The sequence below is a fragment of the Streptomyces sp. TP-A0874 genome (genome assembly GCF_001748085.1).
GTDB lineage: Bacteria > Actinomycetota > Actinomycetes > Streptomycetales > Streptomycetaceae > Streptomyces.
Genome location: NZ_BBZK01000010.1, coordinates 25,487 through 40,589, shown reverse-complemented (window position 1 = coordinate 40,589; position 15,103 = coordinate 25,487). Strand labels below are relative to the sequence as shown.

At 72.6% G+C, this 15,103-nt stretch carries 15 protein-coding genes; 8 read left to right on the top strand and 7 right to left on the bottom strand.

All coding sequences use genetic code 11. From position 1 onward, the window contains the following. Positions 1–5: 5 nt before the first annotated feature. Together BGP73_RS17495 and BGP73_RS17490 are read right to left on the bottom strand one after the other, a co-directional pair. Entirely contained in the window at positions 6–875 is an 870-nt protein-coding gene (locus BGP73_RS17495; protein WP_069815995.1) for an alpha/beta fold hydrolase, read from the bottom strand. Positions 876–1,106: 231 nt separating this feature from the next. Then, positions 1,107–1,796 carry a metal-dependent transcriptional regulator gene (locus BGP73_RS17490; protein WP_069815993.1) on the bottom strand — a complete coding sequence of 230 codons (690 nt, stop codon included), beginning with the start codon at positions 1,794–1,796 and terminating at the stop codon, positions 1,107–1,109. 159 nt (positions 1,797–1,955) lie between these two features. Between BGP73_RS17490 and BGP73_RS17485 the strand changes: the two genes are divergently transcribed. Then, positions 1,956–2,729 carry an SIS domain-containing protein gene (locus tag BGP73_RS17485; RefSeq protein ID WP_069815991.1) on the top strand — a complete coding sequence of 258 codons (774 nt, stop codon included), beginning with the start codon at positions 1,956–1,958 and terminating at the stop codon, positions 2,727–2,729. A gap of 87 nt (positions 2,730–2,816) precedes the next feature. On the opposite strand, the gene BGP73_RS17480 is transcribed toward BGP73_RS17485, so the two are convergent. Beyond that, positions 2,817–4,382, bottom strand: a complete 1,566-nt coding sequence (locus BGP73_RS17480) for a PAS domain-containing protein (RefSeq protein ID WP_069815989.1) — start codon at positions 4,380–4,382, stop codon at positions 2,817–2,819. Between the two features lie 159 nt (positions 4,383–4,541). Further along, complete coding sequence (gene pdxH, locus BGP73_RS17475) at positions 4,542–5,237, bottom strand: pyridoxamine 5'-phosphate oxidase (protein WP_244501247.1); 696 nt, start codon at positions 5,235–5,237, stop codon at positions 4,542–4,544. A gap of 274 nt (positions 5,238–5,511) precedes the next feature. On the opposite strand from pdxH, the gene BGP73_RS17470 reads away from it, so the two are divergent. Beyond that, positions 5,512–6,612 carry a citrate synthase 2 gene (locus tag BGP73_RS17470; protein WP_069815985.1) on the top strand — a complete coding sequence of 367 codons (1,101 nt, stop codon included), beginning with the start codon at positions 5,512–5,514 and terminating at the stop codon, positions 6,610–6,612. 163 nt (positions 6,613–6,775) lie between these two features. Then, on the top strand, positions 6,776–7,912 hold the full coding sequence (locus BGP73_RS17465) for an NAD(P)/FAD-dependent oxidoreductase (RefSeq protein WP_069815983.1): 1,137 nt from the start codon (positions 6,776–6,778) through the stop codon (positions 7,910–7,912). Positions 7,913–7,925: 13 nt separating this feature from the next. Here BGP73_RS17465 and BGP73_RS17460 read toward each other — a convergent pair whose 3' ends face one another. From BGP73_RS17460 to BGP73_RS17450, 3 genes are all read right to left on the bottom strand, one after another. Then, positions 7,926–8,933: an EamA family transporter gene (locus BGP73_RS17460; RefSeq protein ID WP_374701159.1), complete on the bottom strand. Its 1,008-nt coding sequence runs from the start codon at positions 8,931–8,933 to the stop codon at positions 7,926–7,928. A 66-nt stretch (positions 8,934–8,999) separates the two neighbouring features. Further along, positions 9,000–9,998 carry a GNAT family N-acetyltransferase gene (locus tag BGP73_RS17455; RefSeq protein ID WP_069815981.1) on the bottom strand — a complete coding sequence of 333 codons (999 nt, stop codon included), beginning with the start codon at positions 9,996–9,998 and terminating at the stop codon, positions 9,000–9,002. A gap of 186 nt (positions 9,999–10,184) precedes the next feature. Beyond that, positions 10,185–11,075, bottom strand: coding sequence for a LysR family transcriptional regulator (locus BGP73_RS17450; RefSeq protein ID WP_069815979.1), 891 nt, complete (start codon positions 11,073–11,075; stop codon positions 10,185–10,187). 156 nt (positions 11,076–11,231) lie between these two features. Here BGP73_RS17450 and BGP73_RS17445 point away from each other — a divergent pair, with 156 nt between their 5' ends. The 5 genes from BGP73_RS17445 (at position 11,232) to BGP73_RS17425 (ending at position 15,068) form a co-directional block, all read left to right on the top strand. Further along, positions 11,232–11,576 carry a YybH family protein gene (locus tag BGP73_RS17445; protein ID WP_374701165.1) on the top strand — a complete coding sequence of 115 codons (345 nt, stop codon included), beginning with the start codon at positions 11,232–11,234 and terminating at the stop codon, positions 11,574–11,576. 380 nt (positions 11,577–11,956) lie between these two features. Further along, positions 11,957–12,160 (top strand): cold-shock protein, encoded by a 204-nt coding sequence (locus BGP73_RS17440; RefSeq protein WP_069815976.1) that lies wholly within the window; start codon positions 11,957–11,959, stop codon positions 12,158–12,160. A gap of 316 nt (positions 12,161–12,476) precedes the next feature. Continuing rightward, positions 12,477–13,943, top strand: coding sequence for a DEAD/DEAH box helicase (locus BGP73_RS17435; RefSeq protein ID WP_069815974.1), 1,467 nt, complete (start codon positions 12,477–12,479; stop codon positions 13,941–13,943). Positions 13,944–14,136: 193 nt separating this feature from the next. Further along, positions 14,137–14,445 carry an SCO5918 family protein gene (locus tag BGP73_RS17430; RefSeq protein WP_069815972.1) on the top strand — a complete coding sequence of 103 codons (309 nt, stop codon included), beginning with the start codon at positions 14,137–14,139 and terminating at the stop codon, positions 14,443–14,445. A gap of 284 nt (positions 14,446–14,729) precedes the next feature. Beyond that, positions 14,730–15,068 (top strand): MerR family transcriptional regulator, encoded by a 339-nt coding sequence (locus BGP73_RS17425; protein ID WP_069815970.1) that lies wholly within the window; start codon positions 14,730–14,732, stop codon positions 15,066–15,068. The last annotated feature ends 35 nt before the right edge of the window (positions 15,069–15,103 follow it).

The following is a 15,103-nucleotide window of genomic DNA, read 5'->3' as shown; positions in this document are numbered from 1 at the left end:
CGACCTCAGGCCGGCAGCGCCGAGGCGAGGAACTCCTCCACGGCCGACCGCCAGGTCTCCGGCTGGTCGTAGTGGACGAGGTGCCCGGCGTCGGGCACCTCCGCGTAGCGGCCCCGGGGCAGCACCCGGACCATCTCCTGCGCCTCCGCCCGACCGAGATCGCTGTCGACCCCCCGCACCACGAGCGCGGGGCAGCGCACCCGGGCGAGTTCGTCCCAGTGCGCGTCGTGGACCCACGCCTCGCGGGACTCGACCATGTGGCCGCGGGAGAAGACCGGACGCCAGCCGTCGGCGCTCTCCGTCATGACCTCCGCGTAGAACTCGCCACGGCTCGCGCGCGGACGCTCCAACCGCGGGTCGTCCTCGCCGAACCACTTGCGGACGTCGGCCAGGGTCGCGAAGGGGACCGGCCAGGAGTCGTACCACTCCTCCCATTCACGCTGTGAACGCTCACCGAGCGCACAGGCCCGCATGTCGCTGATGACCACGGCCCGCACCAGGTCCGGCCGCTCCGCCGCGAGCTGCCAGGCCGTGAGCGCACCCATGGCGTGGCCCACCACGGCGACCGGGCCGAGGCCCAACTGCTCGACGGCGGCGGCCGCGTCGGCCACGTACTCCTGCTGGCCGTACCCGCCCGCCACGGGCTTCTCGCTGTGGCCGTGGCCACGCTGGTCGAGCGCGACAGCGCGCCGCCGCCCCGCGATCCAGCGCGCGGTGTCCGCCCAGTGCGAGGCCCGCCCCATCAGCCCGTGCAGTAACAGCACCGCCGTGGAGTCCGTCGCCGACTCTCCCGCCTCCCCCTTGGGCGGATCGGCGAACTCCCAGGCGGCGAGCCGCACTCCCCCGGATCCGGTCACATCGATGCGCCGAGCCATAGGTCTTGGCACCCCCCAATCCTTCCGGCTGCTCCGTGATGTCGGCTGCGGAAACCTCGCGGACGAGGCCGAGTTGGACCACAGCCCACACTATCGAATATCTATTCGAATAAGCGCTTCCGCGCGCCCCAGGCTCGACTGACCGCGGACAAAAGTCGCTGCTCGGCCCGAGTGTGGAGCGGCGGAAGGCAGAACCGTACAGAAAAGAGCGGGCTGACGGGTGCCTGTTGGTCAGCCCTTGGCCACGAACACGTGTGCTGCGACATCCGCGGGCAGCTCCGCGGCCTCGCCACCACTGCCCACCATGACCCCGCCGGCCGCCTCCGTCACACTGACCACGGATCCCGGACGCACCCCGGCCCTGCGCAGCGTGTGCATCAACTGGGCGTCGGTCTGGATGGGCTCACCGATCCGGCGGACCACCGCGCTCTTGCCCTCGGCGCCGGCGTCCAGCTCCAGCAGGTTCACCATGCCCTCCAGGAACGAGCCGGCCTCGCCCTCCTCCCCCAGCTCGGCCAGGCCCGGGATCGGGTTGCCGTACGGCGACTCGGTCGGGTGCTTCAGCAGCTCCAGTACGCGGCGCTCCACCGCCTCACTCATCACGTGTTCCCAGCGGCAGGCCTCCGCGTGCACCTGCTCCCACTCCAGCCCGATCACGTCCACCAGCAGGCACTCGGCGAGCCGGTGCTTGCGCATCACCCGGGTCGCCAGCCGGCGGCCCTCCTCGGTGAGCTCGAGGTGCCGGTCCCCGGCGATGGTGACCAGCCCGTCCCGCTCCATCCGGGCCACCGTCTGGCTGACCGTGGGACCGCTCTGGTCGAGCCGCTCGGCGATCCGGGCACGCATGGGCACCACACCTTCCTCTTCCAGCTCGAGGATGGTGCGGAGGTACATCTCCGTGGTATCGATAAGTCCGGACATCTTTGCCCCTTGAAGATTCTGTCGCGACGGCCCTGTCCTCAATTCTGGCCCATCCCTCGGACAACCGGGCCCGCTCGGCGGTAAGCGGTGTTGACAGCCGACCGCCCGGAGCCCCAACGTGATCGCCACCACACCCGGTTTCCGCACGGAAGGCCAGCGATGCCGAGCCACATACCGCCCAGCGAGCACCACCTCGCCGGCCACTTCCTGGACTCGGCCGTGGAACTGCTGCGGCGGGTCCGCGACGAGGAGGCCGAGAGCATCGAGGCCGCCGGCGAGCTGATCGCCGAGACGGTCGCGGACGGCGGCCGGCTCTTCGCCTTCGGCGCCGGCCACTCCGCCCTCCCGGCCCAGGACGTGGTCTACCGGGCCGGCGGCCTGGCCCTGATGAACCTGCTGGCCGTGCCCGGCCTGGTCGGGGTCGACGTCCGGCCCGCCACCCTGGGGAGCGCGCTGGAACGGGTGTCCGGGCTGGCCGCCGCGGCGCTGGAGAACAGCCCGGCACGGGCCGGCGACCTGCTGGTGATCATCTCGCTCTCCGGTCGCAACGCGCTGCCGGTGGAGATGGCCCAGCACGCCCGCGCCCTCGGACTGCGGACCATCGCGGTGACCTCGGTCCGGTACGCCCGGGAGACCGAGTCCCGCCATCCCTCCGACACCTTCCTCGCCGACCACTGCGACACCGTCGTCGACAACAAGATCGCGGTGGGGGACGCGGAGCTGACCGCGCCGGGCGTCGACGCGCCGTTCGGCCCCGCCTCCACCGTGGTGACCAGCGCCGTCATGCAGGCGATCACGGCCTCCGCCGCGGGCCGGCTCCTCGACCGCGGCATCACCCCGCCGCTGCTGCGCTCCGGCAACGTCGACGGCGGCCACGCCTGGAACGAGCGGCTGATGGCCGAGCACACCGAGCGGATCTTCTACCTGAGCTGACGGCGCGCCGCACCGACACCGGTCGGCCGCGCCGCCGCCCCGATCCGCCCGTACGGCCGGAAGGACCGGCCCACGGGCGCGCCGCTCTCAGGGCCGGCCCCGGCGACCCGCCGTCCCACCGGGGAGGCTCCGCGCCAGGTCCAGGGCCACGGCCGCCCGCACCGCCACGTCCTCCGCGTACAGCGCGTCCGACCGGTCGAAGGCCCGGCGGCTGTCGCCGCGCAGGAAGGTCAGCACGCCCAGCGTCCGACCGCGGCTGCGCAGCACCGTGCACAGCGCGTGCACCGAGCCCTCCGGCCAGTACCGGAGCGAGGCCCAGCGGGCGGCCGACCCGGGAACCGTGCCCGCCGGAGCCCGAGCCCCGGTGGTGCCGGGCCATGAGGTCCGCACCGCCCCGGTCCGCTCCACCGCCTGCAGGGCGGGATGTCCCTCCGGATAACCCACCGGCGCGCCTCCGCGGAGCGCCGGTGAACACCTCCCGCTCCGCTCCACCGGCGTCGCCGCCACCCGCACCAGCCGGTCCGCACCGTCCTCCGCCGCGGCGAGGAGGTCCAGCAGAGCGCGGTCGGCGAAACCGGCCAGCGCGAAGTCCAGATGGACGGTGGCCGCCTCGGCCGGGTCCTCGCACTCCGCGGCGGCCAGCCCCGCGCGGTGCAGTTGACTGCTGCGGAAGCGCAGGACCGCCGCCTCCCGTTCGCGCCGCCGGGCCTCGGTGACGTCCTGGAAGAACCAGCCGACGCCGAGCGGCACCGGCTCCTGGGCCAACGGCGAGGACAACCGTACGAACCCGCTCCGCCAGCACCGGCGGCGGCCGACCGCCGAACCGTTTCCCCTCGGTTCCGCCCCGGCCTCCCCGGTAAGGGGCTCGGCGGGCCCGCGCAGCGTCACCCAGAACTCGGCGGGCCCCGGCGGTTCCTCCTCAACCAGCGCCTGCTGGAAGGCGCCCTCCAACTCCTGCGCCCCCTCGGTGAGGAGTTCGCCCAGCGGGCGGCCGAGCAGCGACTCCCGATCCTGGCCGAACGACCGCAGCCCCTCACCGTTGACGAGCGCCGGCCGCAGATCGGCGTCGACGAGCACCACGCCCCAGGAGGCGTCCTCGAAGAGCGCCTCGCTGAGCGCGATCGACCGCTCCAGCTCGATCTGGGCCTGCACCTCGGTGAACGCGCAGTAGACGCCGGCGGGCCGCCCGCCCGCGTCGCGCACACAGCCGGTCTGCGCCCTTATCAGCACCCGGCCGCCGCCCCGGGCCAGCAGGGCGAACTCGTCCACCTGCCGCCCGTTCCGGGACATCGCGCCCAGTAGCCGCTCCGCGACCTCGCCGGCGTCGGCGGGCCGCAGCGCCCAGCCGCCGAAGCCCTGCCGCCCCACCGCCTCCGCCGCGGACCAGCCCAGTAGGCGCTCGGCCTCGCGGTTCCAGTGGGTGATCACACCCTGCGCGTCGAAGGCGCAGAGCCCGGCGTCCATACCGTCGACGAGCGCGGTGAGCAGGTCCCGGTCGCCGCGGTGGTCCGGCGGGCAGTCGCCACCGGCCCCGGTGGCGGCCCGCGTCGGGTCGGGCCGCCCCGGGAGGCCGGAGGCGGCGGCGTCCGCCGGGGCGGCGCACCGGCACGCTGAGCGGCCCTGGTCCGGGCCCGAAGGCAGAGAGGCGGTCACCTGGCACCCCCTGGGGTGGGTCGTTTGGATCTCCGCTCGCCCGACCATTCAACTGGAACGTGACGCAGCACACATCAGGTTCCGGGAAAGTCGGCGCCGCCGAGTCGTCATCCGGCTCCGCCCGGTGACCGCCGACCCGCCGCCGTCCGGCGCCCCGGCTCAGGGGAAGAGGCGCTCCACCCGCCACCCGGTCCCGGTGCTGACGTACCGCAGCCGGTCGTGGAGCCGGTTCTCCCGGCCCTGCCAGAACTCGACCCGCTCCGGCACCACCCGGAAACCGCCCCAGTCGGGCGGCGCCGGCACCTGCTCGCCGGGCGGGTAACGGACCGCCAGCTCCTCGTAGGCCCGGTCCAGTTCCCGGCGGGAGGCTATCGGTGAGGACTGCTCGCTCGCCCAGGCGCCCAGCTGGGAGCCGTGCGGGCGGGTGCGGAAGTACGCCACCGTCTCGTCCCGGCCGACCCGCCGGGCCTCGCCGTCCACCAGCACCTGGCGGGCCACCGGGTGCCAGGGGAAGAGGAGCGAGACCTTCGGGTTCTCGGCGATCTCCCGCCCCTTGCGCGAGCGGTAGTTGGTGTAGAAGACGAAGCCCCGCTCGTCGTACTGCTTGAGCAGCACGGTGCGGGAGCTGGGGCGGCCGGCGGCCCCCACGGTGGAGACCACCATGGCGTTCGGCTCGTAGAGCCCGGCTCGCGCGGCCTGCTCGAACCAGCGGCCGAACTGCTCCATCGGGCCGGGAGCCAGCCCTTCCTCCGACAGGCCCGCCGTTCGGTACTGCCCACGCATCGCGGCCGGGTCGAACTCGTGAGGGATCGGCTGTTCAGGGTCAACGTGTGCCACGGGCTCATCTTGCAGCATCCCCCGAAGGAGGGAACGCACCACCCGAGTTCACCCCCTCGGAAGGGGGCTTAATCCCTGTCCAAGCGGACGCCGACTGTGCCCCATCTCACGCTCCGCCCCTCGGCCGACCGAACCGGCCCCCGCCCCCGCCCACCGGACCGCTCCGGACCAGCCGCCGGGTGAACACCCGCCGAGCGGGGCATCACCGGGGTGACCGGCCACGCCGCGGGCGGTCCGGACGCCGGCCGGACCCGGAACCACGCCCGCCTCGACCAGACTGAGGAGCCGCCCGATGTCCGACTTCGTCCCCGGGCTCGAAGGAGTCGTCGCTTTCGAAACGGAGATCGCCGAGCCGGACAAGGAAGGCGGCGCCCTCCGCTACCGAGGTGTCGACATCGAGGACCTGGTCGGCCGGGTGTCCTTCGGCAACGTCTGGGGGCTGCTGGTCGACGGGGCCTTCCAGCCCGGCCTGCCGCCGGCCGAACCCTTCCCCGTCCCGGTGCACTCCGGGGACGTCCGCGTCGACGTGCAGTCCGCCCTGGCGATGCTCGCCCCCGTCTGGGGCCTGAAGCCCCTCCTGGACATCGACGAGCGGCAGGCCCGCGACGACCTGGCCCGCGCCGCCGTGCTGGCGCTGTCCTTCGTGGCCCAGTCCGCCCGGGGCCAGGGCCTGCCCATGGTGCCGCAGAAGGAGATCGACAAGGCCGAGACCGTCGTCGAACGCTTCATGCGGCGCTGGCGCGGCGAGCCCGACCCGCGTCATGTGCGGGCCGTCGACGCCTACTGGACCTCGGCCGCCGAACACGGCATGAACGCCTCCACCTTCGCCGCCCGGGTCATCGCCTCAACCGGCGCGGACGTGGCGGCGGCGCTCTCGGGCGCCGTGGGCGCCATGTCCGGGCCGCTGCACGGCGGCGCGCCGTCCCGGGTCCTCGGCATGATCGAGGAGATCGAGCGGACCGGCGACGCCACCGCCTACGTCAGACGTGCGCTGGACCGCGGCGAGCGGCTGATGGGCTTCGGCCACCGCGTCTACCGCGCGGAGGACCCGCGCGCCCGGGTGCTGCGGCGGACCGCCAGGGAACTGGCCGCCCCCCGCTTCGAGGTAGCCGAGGCGCTGGAGCGGGCCGCCCTGGAGGAGTTGCACAACCGGCGCCCGGACCGGGTACTGGCCACCAACGTCGAGTTCTGGGCCGCCATCGTGCTGGACTTCGCCGAGGTGCCGGCGCACATGTTCACCTCGATGTTCACCTGTGCCCGGACGGCCGGCTGGTCGGCGCACATCCTGGAGCAGAAGCGCACCGGCCGCCTGGTCCGGCCCTCCGCCCGCTATGTGGGACCGGCCTCCCGGGATCCGCGGGAGATCGCCGGACACGAGACGGTACCGCGCTGACCTGCACCTCGGGCCTCCCGGAGACCGCTCCCGCACACTCACCGACCGCACTCGGTGCGACACGCTCTGACAGTGCCACCTCCCACATATGCCGACAAAGCCGTTCGAGCATGGACGGCGGGAAGAGCAACAGGCAGTCGACAGAGCCGGAGTGAGTCACGTCATGAGCCATCACGTCGTCGTCGCGGGAGCGGGCTACGCAGGCCTCCTCGCGGCCAAACGCCTCGACCGGCGGCTGCGCCACACCGACGCGACCGTGACCCTGCTCAACGCCGACGACCGGTTCGTGGAGCGGGTCCGGCTGCACCAACTCGCCGCCGGGCACCGGCTCCGCGAACTGCCGCTTGCCGAACTGATCGCCGGCACCCGCATCCGGCTCGTCGTCGCCCGCATCACCGCCCTCGAACCCTCACTGCGCGCCGTCCGCATCGACCGCCCGCCGCACGCGGTCGGTTACGACACCCTGGTCTACGCCCTGGGCAGCCGTAGCGCCGTCGACAAGGTGCCCGGGGCCGTCGAACACGCCTGCCCGGTCGCCGAGTCCGGCCAGGCGCTACGGCTCCGGGACCGCCTCGCCGCGATCCCCTCCGGTGGCTCCGTCGCCGTCGTGGGCGGCGGTCTGACCGGGCTGGAGGCCGCCACCGAACTGGCCGAGGCCTATCCCTCGCTCAACGTCCGGCTCCTCGCCGGATCCGAGGTCGGCGCGGGTCTCGCACCACGAGCACGGCAGCACCTGCGGAGCGCCCTGGACCGGTTGCGCATCACCGTGCACCAGCACACCCGGGTCGCCGAAGTCCACCCGGACGCGGTCCGCACCGAAGGCGGTACCGCCTTCGCCGCCGACGCCACCGTCTGGACCACCGGCTTCCGCGCAGCCGCGCTCGCGGAGCAGGCGGGACTGGCCACCGACGGCCTCGGCCGGATGACGGTGGACGCGACCCTGCGCTCCCTCTCCCACCCTGAGGTGTACGCGGTGGGGGACGCCGCCGCGGGGCAGGCCGTCGGCGGCTCCGTCGCCCGTATGTCCTGCCAGGCCGCACTGCCCATGGGGCGGCAGGTGGCCGATGTGATCGCGGCACGGCTGGAGGGCCGGAAACCGTCCCCGGTCAGGATCGGCTACGCCTTCACCAACATCAGCCTCGGCCGCCGCAACGGCATCGTCCAGCTCACCCGGCGCGACGACTCCCCGCGCGGCTCGGTGTTCACCGGCTACCCCGCCGCCGCCTTCAAGGAGGCCGTCGTACGCAGCACCATCCTGGCCGCCCGCCACCCCGGGCCGCTGATCCCCAGCCGGCGGTAGCCCCCGGGCGCCCTCAGGGGGCCGGGGGCAGCGGAAGCCGATCCGTCCGGGCGGGCCGCCGGCTCGGGGTGAGGACTGCCCCCATGCTCGCGACGACGACCAGCAGGATCGCCGTCATCTCGCCGACCGACAGCCACTGGCCCAGCACCAGTACCCCGGCCGTCGCCGCGATGGCCGGCTCCAGACTCATCATGACCGCGAACGTCCCCGCCGGCAGCTTGCGCAGGGCGAGCAGTTCGAGGGTGTAGGGCAGGACCGAGGACAGCAGCGCCACACTCGCCCCGAGGCCCAGGGTCACCGGGTCCAGCAGCGCGGCCCCGGTGGTGGCCACTCCGAGCGGCAGGGTGAGCACGGCGGCGATCGACATCGCCAGGGCCAGCCCGTCCGCCCCGGGGAAGCGCTGCCCGGTGCGGGCGCTGGCCAGGATGTAGACGACCCACAGCCCGCCCGCGGTGAGCGCGAAACCGACCCCCAGCCAGTCCAGGTGGCCGAAGCCGCTCCGGCCGAGCAGGAACACGCCGCCGAAGGCGAGCACCGCCCACAGCACGTTCGCCGCCCGCCGCGAAGCGACCACGGAGAGCGTCAGCGGTCCCAGCACCTCCAGCGTCACCGCCGCCCCCAGCGGAATCCGCTCGATGGAGAGGTAGAACAGCGAGTTCATCCCGGCCAGCGCCACGCCGAAGCCGGTAACCGTCAGCCAGTCGTCGCGCGAGTGGCCGCGCAGCCGGGGGCGGCACACGGCGAGCAGCACGATCGCCGCCACCGCGAGGCGGAGCGTCACCACGCCGAGCGGCCCCGCCCGGGGGAACAGCAGCGCCGCCAGGGCCGAGCCGAACTGGAGCGACACTCCCCCGCCGAACACCAGGACGGCGGCGCCCAGCCGGCCGCGCAGACTCGTCGACCCGGGGGTGGGGGCCGCAGGGCCTTCCTTCCCCGGGTGGTCGGCCGGTGCGAGGCCCGAGGGGGCCGAGGCGCCCGAAGCCGCTGCGGTCGGCGAGTCGCCGCTGTCCAGATCCTTCACCCTCGCACGTTAAGGCCCGCCCGCCCGGCTCCCGGAAGCGGCCCCCCGCATTGCCTCCCGGCCGCCTCAGTTGGCGATCAGCACACCGATGACGGCCAGCCAGCAGAGCCCGACGAGGATCGGCAGCAGCACCATGATCAAGCCGGTCGGCGAGACCTTCAGATAGGCGTCGGTCCCTTCCGAGGCGTGCCATGTCACGATGCGATGGCCGCCGTGCCAGGCCATGTACTCCTCGAGTTCGATCACCGCCGACTTGCGGGCGAGCAGGTACTGCCGCCCGAAACGCAGCATCTGGGAGAAGGCCAGGGAGGTGCCGAACCCGATGATCGCGATGACGATGGCCAAGCCTTTCCCCAAGCTGCCCCCCGCCCCCTCCTTGCCCAGCGAGAACGCGGTGGCCGCTGCTAGGCCCGCGGTGATGTAGAAGAAGTTGTTCAGCTTCTGCCAGTTGGTGTTGTCCTCGTGTTTGTAGAGGTCGACCGAGGTCGCGTACTGGGCGCGCAGCATCGCCTCGCGCGGCTTGCGCCACACCCAGACCACACGCGGCATGCCGTCCGGGGGTGTGAGCCGCGTCAGCTCCTGGAATCCCAGCTTTCGGTGGAAGCGTCCCGAGGTCTCGTTGGGCGGCTGGTCGACGACCGCCGCGATCACCGGCGTCTCCTCCCACCGCTCGAGCACGTGGTAGTAGAGCATCGACGCGATGCCGCGACGCGCCGCCTCTCGAGCCACGCAGATCTGCTTGATCACGAGGAAGCTGCCCAGCGTGCTCTTGATCCTCCGGTTCAGCCACTCGTCGTGCTCGACCTGGTCGGAGCTGTAGGCGAGCAGGAAGGCGAGCACCTCCGTGCCCTTCACCGCCACGTAGAAGTGTTCGGCCGTCGTCAGCCGGGCGAGGTAGTCGTCCTCGGTGTACCCGGAGACCAGGAAGCCGCCCTCGACCGGCACGCTGCTCTCGGCGTCCGCCTGGCTCAGACTCCGCGAGCTGGCGAGCTCGACGATCTGCGCGATGTGCTCCTCACCGGCTCGTAAGACCTCGATCTGCTCTCCGTGTGACCCATGGCCCATTCCACTACTCCCCGTCGATGGCGACGCACAGTGAGTTGCTCAAAGTACCGTGGCCGCGGCCCACTTGACAGGTGACCTCAGAGCTCGGGGTGTGGAACCGGGTCGCGCCGGATACGCCGCAGCGCCGACCGGACGGCTTCTCGGAAGGATCACCGCACCTCCGCCACGAACGGTCCGGGCAGCGCCTCACCCTTCGCCGGGGCTGCTGAACGCCTGTCGGCCGTACCTGAGCCACTCCCGGACCGCCGGGCGGTGGGCGGACCGCCAGACCAGGGCGAGCCGGGCGGGCGCCTCGGCGCCGTCGATGTCGACCGCCCGGAGGCGGTCGCGGTAACCGGCGGCCATCGAGTGGCTGAGGACGGCGACGCCGAGCCCGCGGCCGGCGAGGCCGGCGATGGCGTCGGCTGCGCTCGCCTCCAGCGCGACCACCGGTCGGAGGCCCTGCGCCGCGCACGCCTGCTCGAACACCGTGCGGAGGCCGGTGCCGCGCGGCATGGCCACGAGGGGATGGCGCAGCAGATCCCGCAAGGCGACGCGCGACTCCCCGGCCAGCGGGTGTTCGGCCGGCACCGCGGCGACCAGGCGCTCGCTGACGATGGTCAGCTCGCCCAGCCCCTCCAGGGGATCCGCCGCCGCCCCCACCAGGGCCAGGTCGACACCGCCGGCGCGCACCAGCTCGACGAGGTGGTCGGAGTCGCCCTCCAGCAGCGAGACCTCCACCCCGGGATGGGCTCGGTGGAAGGCGGCGATGGCGTCGAAGAGCGGTGGGATGGTGCAGCCGACGACCATCCCGACCGTGAGCCGCCCCCGGATCAGACCGGTCACCTCGCCGACCGCCTCGCTGACCGCGCCGGCGGCGGCGAGGGCTGCCCGGGCGTGTTCCAGCGCGGCCCTTCCCGCCTCCGTGAGGGTGACCGTGCGCGCGGACCGGTCGAAGAGTTCGGCCCCGAGTTCCCGTTCCAGCTGGCGTATCTGGGCACTGACCCCGGACTGGCTGATGTGCACGCGTTCGGCCGCCCTGGTGAAGTTCCGCTCTTCCGCGACGGTGACGAAGTACTCCAACTGGCGCAGCTCCATGACCGATAATTCTAGTGTCCAGAAGATCCATCTGTTGGACTCATCGTTTTCCAGGGACCACTCTGGAAGCGCGCGACGGGGGACCGCTCCGGAAGCGCGCGAGAGGCATCCAGATCGCGATGAAGGGACCCAACAGTGGCGGACTGCGAGAAGGCCATGCGCCCCGAGGACATCACCCGCTTGTTCGTCGAACGCTCCAACGCCGGGGACGCGGCCGGGGTCGCCGCCCTCTACGAGGAGAACGCGGTGATGGCCTACCCGCCGGGCCAGCAGACGGTGGGCCGCGAGGCCATCCGGGCGCTCTGGGAGAAGGTGCTGGCCAACCGCCCCCGGTTCGAGCCGGAACCGCCGCTGCCGACCCTGGTCAGCGGCGACATCGCCCTCACCGCCACCCCGCCGAAGGACGGCAGCGGCGCCCGGGCGCAGGTGGTCCGCCGGCAGCCGGACGGAAGCTGGCTGCGCGTGCTCGACCAGCCGGAGTTCGTACCGCCCACCGGCTGACGGATCACCCCGCCGGTCGGGACGGCCGCCTGGGGATCAGTGGTGCCGGTCGGTGGGGACCGGCGACGGCCGCATGGGACGACCCCACCCAGTGGCGCGGAATATCTACGCCCGCCGGAAGAGAATTCGGCGCGCGGCGCCGTAAGAATTCCCAGGGCAAGCGGGAGGAGTGTTTCCCCCGAGCCATACGGACCGCCGCCACATGTTAGTGTCGATATCAGTTGCAGTTGTGGTTCCCAGACTTCGAGTGCCCCGGCGGTGGTTTCACCTCGGGCCGCCTCATGTGATTCCGGCTAGTTTGTTTCCGGTGGGTGATCATCTCGGCGACACGGTTCCCGCACGGTGCGGAAACCGATGTACTGCCCCAAAGGAGACATGCCATGGCCACCGGTACCGTCAAGTGGTTCAACGCCGAAAAGGGCTTCGGCTTCATCGAGCAGGACGGCGGCGGCGCGGACGTGTTCGCCCACTACTCGAACATCGTCGCCCAGGGCTTCCGTGAGCTGCTCGAGGGCCAGAAGGTCAGCTTCGACATAGCACAGGGCCAGAAGGGCCCGACGGCCGAGAACATCGTTCCCGCCTGACGCTGAAGCGTATGACGCAGCTGGGGCCCGCATCCTCCGGGGTGCGGGCCCCAGCCGCACATGTTTCCCGCACAGTTCTCCCCCGCGGAAGGATTCCAGCGGTCGGCGCCAGGACGCCACTTCGCGCTGCTGTACCGCAGTCGGCATCCGGGCTCCAAGTCCGCTCCGGCCCCCGTTTTCCGGCCCTGCGCCCGTACGGGTCCGCCGTCGAACAGAATCACTTCCGCATTCCATTCGGCCCGTTTCTTGCAATTCTCCGTGCTGCTCAACCGCTGCGGGAATTCCTTGACATGCGCCGCATCGAGGAAGGTTCCGCATGAACCGCACACGCACGAACGACCGCTTCTCCCGCACCCGTGGCCGCAGCGCCGGCTCCGGACAGGGCGGCCACCGCTCCTCCGGCAGGACGAGCCGCTCGGCCGGCCGCCGGCCCGCTGCGGCGGGCGAGTTCGCCCTCCCCAGAACGACCACTCCCGCACTGCCCGCCGTCGAGACCTTCGCCGAGCTCGACATGCCCGAGCAGCTCCTCGCCGCGCTCAAGGCCGAGGGCGTGACCGTACCGTTCCCCATCCAGGGGGCGACCCTGCCCAACACCCTCGCCGGCCGTGACGCCCTGGGCCGCGGCCGCACCGGCTCCGGCAAGACGCTCGCCTTCGGGCTGGCGCTGCTGGCCCGGACCGCCGGCAGCCGGGCCGAGCCCCGCCAGCCGCTCGCACTCGTCCTGGTACCCACCCGCGAGTTGGCGCAGCAGGTGACCGACGCGCTCACCCCCTACGCCCGGTCGCTGAGGCTGCGGCTGGCCACGGTCGTGGGCGGTATGTCGATCGGCAGGCAGGCAGGCGCCCTGAGGGGCGGCGCGGAGGTCGTCGTCGCGACGCCGGGCCGGCTCAAGGACCTCGTCGAGCGCGGGGACTGCCGGCTCGACCAGGTGGGCATCACCGTGCTGGACGAAGCCGACCAGATGACGGACATGGGTTTCATGCCGCAGGTCACCGCGCTGCTCGACCAGGTGCGTCCGGGAGGGCAGCGGATGCTCTTCTCAGCGACCCTGGACCGCAACGTCGACCGGCTCGTCCGCCGCTATCTCACCGACCCGGTCGTGCACTCGGTGGACCCCTCGGCCAGTGCGGTCACCACGATGGAGCACCACGTGCTGCACGTCCGCGGCGCCGACAAGTACGCCGCCACGACGGAGATCGCGGCGCGGGACGGTCGCGTGATCATGTTCCTGGACACCAAACACGCCGTCGACCGGCTCACCCGGGACCTGCTGGGCAGCGGCGTACGGGCAGCGGCACTGCACGGCGGCAAGACGCAGCCGCAGCGCACCCGCACACTGGCGCACTTCAAGACCGGGCACGTGACCGTGCTGGTCGCCACCAACGTCGCCGCCCGCGGCATCCACGTGGACAATCTCGACCTCGTCGTCAACGTCGACCCGCCGACCGACCACAAGGACTACCTGCACCGCGGCGGCCGCACCGCCCGCGCCGGCGAGTCCGGCCGCGTCGTCACCCTCGTCACCCCGGAACAGCGGGGCGGCATGGCGCGCCTCCTGTCACAGGCGGGCATCCGCCCGCGGATCACCGAGGTGCGCTCGGGGGATGCCGAGCTGAGCCGCATCACCGGCGCGCAAACCCCTCCCGGCAGCCCGGTCGTCATCACGGCGGCGACGGCCGAACGCCCCAAGCGCGACTCCGCCCCCCGTTCCCGGCGCAACCGTCCCTCGCAGGCGACGCGCCGTGCCACCCAGCGCCGGTCCGCCGTGGCCTCCGCCGCCTGAGGGCTGCCCCGCAGTCCCCGGCGGGAATCACCTCCCGCAAGCTGGCGCCCGTCCCGCTCAACCGCACTGGAGGCACTTCTGACACCGGTTCGACAGCCCCGCCAGGCTGTCGCGCCGAGCCGCACCGGCGTCCCGACCGTCTCCTTGAAGACCGCGTTCTCGTCCCGTTCCTCCTTCACCCTGTGAGGCCTCCATGCGCTGTGTCATCGCCCGCTTCCCGTTCGAGCTGACGAAGAGCGAGGTGCTGGAAAAAATGAAGGGCGTCAAACCGGAACCGATCACCGGGGAGTCCGTGACCATCGGTCGCCGCCAGTACCCCGCCAAGCAGGTGGGGGCCGTCATCACCCGCCAGGACCGCCGTGATTTCAGCGCCGGCGAAGTCGTCCGGGCCATGACCCTTCTCGGTTTCGTCTGCCGACCGACCCCGCAGGAGGCGCCCATGCCCTCCGCCAGCCCGGTCCAGCAGGCGTCCGATCTGCTCGGAGGCCCCGCGGCGGTCTGACCGCCGAGCAGGCGGGAGCCGTATCCGAACAACAGCGAGGGCCCGACCGGCACGCCGGTCGGGCCCTCCGCATGTCCCCAGCCCGCCGCCGCGGCGGCGGCCCGGTGGCCGGAGCAGCTGGGGTCGCCCCGTCGCACCCTCCCGGGGCCCGAACCTCGCCCCGGTATCGGGCGGCCGGGCCGACGCGGCGGGCCGACCCGGCGTTAAGGTCGGCAGACGTGCAGTTCCTTCGGGGCCCTGGTGGCGTTCGACGCCAGGGCCTCCAAGCGCTCCAGAGAGGTGCGATGACAGCGGACGATCCGATCGGCCGTCTCGAGGACGACGACTATCCCGCATACACCATGGGACGGGCAGCCGAGATGCTCGGCACCACCCCCGGCTTCCTCCGCGCCATCGGCGAGGCACGGCTGATCACCCCGCTCCGTTCCGAGGGGGGCCACCGGCGCTACTCCCGGTACCAGTTGCGCATCGCGGCCCGCGCCCGGGAACTCGTCGACCAGGGCACCCCCATCGAGGCCGCCTGCCGCATCATCATCCTCGAGGACCAGCTCGAGGAAGCCCAGCGCATCAACGCCCAGTACCGCCGGGCCGCGGGCGAACCGCACCCGCCGACCACCGACTGAGCCGGGCGCGGCGGGAGCCGGCGAGCACCGCTCGC

Coding starts and splice junctions, on each gene's coding strand:
- BGP73_RS17495 (WP_069815995.1), bottom strand. CDS start 875: ATGGCTCGGCGCATCGATGTGACCGGATCCGGGGGAGTGCGGCTCGCC.
- BGP73_RS17490 (WP_069815993.1), bottom strand. CDS start 1,796: ATGTCCGGACTTATCGATACCACGGAGATGTACCTCCGCACCATCCTC.
- BGP73_RS17485 (WP_069815991.1), top strand. CDS start 1,956: ATGCCGAGCCACATACCGCCCAGCGAGCACCACCTCGCCGGCCACTTC.
- pdxH (WP_244501247.1), bottom strand. CDS start 5,237: ATGCTGCAAGATGAGCCCGTGGCACACGTTGACCCTGAACAGCCGATC.
- BGP73_RS17470 (WP_069815985.1), top strand. CDS start 5,512: ATGTCCGACTTCGTCCCCGGGCTCGAAGGAGTCGTCGCTTTCGAAACG.
- BGP73_RS17465 (WP_069815983.1), top strand. CDS start 6,776: ATGAGCCATCACGTCGTCGTCGCGGGAGCGGGCTACGCAGGCCTCCTC.
- BGP73_RS17455 (WP_069815981.1), bottom strand. CDS start 9,998: ATGGGCCATGGGTCACACGGAGAGCAGATCGAGGTCTTACGAGCCGGT.
- BGP73_RS17450 (WP_069815979.1), bottom strand. CDS start 11,075: ATGGAGCTGCGCCAGTTGGAGTACTTCGTCACCGTCGCGGAAGAGCGG.
- BGP73_RS17445 (WP_374701165.1), top strand. CDS start 11,232: ATGCGCCCCGAGGACATCACCCGCTTGTTCGTCGAACGCTCCAACGCC.
- BGP73_RS17440 (WP_069815976.1), top strand. CDS start 11,957: ATGGCCACCGGTACCGTCAAGTGGTTCAACGCCGAAAAGGGCTTCGGC.
- BGP73_RS17435 (WP_069815974.1), top strand. CDS start 12,477: ATGAACCGCACACGCACGAACGACCGCTTCTCCCGCACCCGTGGCCGC.
- BGP73_RS17430 (WP_069815972.1), top strand. CDS start 14,137: ATGCGCTGTGTCATCGCCCGCTTCCCGTTCGAGCTGACGAAGAGCGAG.
- BGP73_RS17425 (WP_069815970.1), top strand. CDS start 14,730: ATGACAGCGGACGATCCGATCGGCCGTCTCGAGGACGACGACTATCCC.